We start from the raw sequence: 278 nt of genomic DNA, 5'->3' as shown, positions 1-278 counted from the left end.
GGTGGAAACACAATTGTAAAAACAAGAGCAGCTCAATAATCAGCTTCCAAAATCACATTAAAATAAACAATAACAATCTAAAAATCAACTATCATGCACAAAATTAAATTAACAAAAGGATTACAGATCAACAAAGAGCAAATCAGCAAATTACAGGAAGAGCAAATGAACAGCCTTAAAGGTGGTGTTAACAGCCTTCAGGCAGCGGCGCAGTCTTGCGGACAGTGTTCTTGCGGTGGAAACACAATTGTAAAAACAAGAGCAGCTCAATAATCAGC

At 37.1% G+C, this 278-nt stretch carries 1 protein-coding gene; it reads left to right on the top strand.

Annotated elements, in window-relative coordinates; all coding sequences use genetic code 11:
* The first annotated feature begins 93 nt into the window (after positions 1-93).
* Positions 94-273 carry a class I lanthipeptide gene (locus ACLMCG_RS23115; RefSeq protein WP_076595230.1) on the top strand — a complete coding sequence of 60 codons (180 nt, stop codon included), beginning with the start codon at positions 94-96 and terminating at the stop codon, positions 271-273.
* The last annotated feature ends 5 nt before the right edge of the window (positions 274-278 follow it).

It is taken from the genome of Chryseobacterium sp. S90, from assembly GCF_047444895.1.
Lineage (GTDB): Bacteria > Bacteroidota > Bacteroidia > Flavobacteriales > Weeksellaceae > Chryseobacterium.
This window is presented reverse-complemented; position numbering and strand designations above follow the sequence as displayed.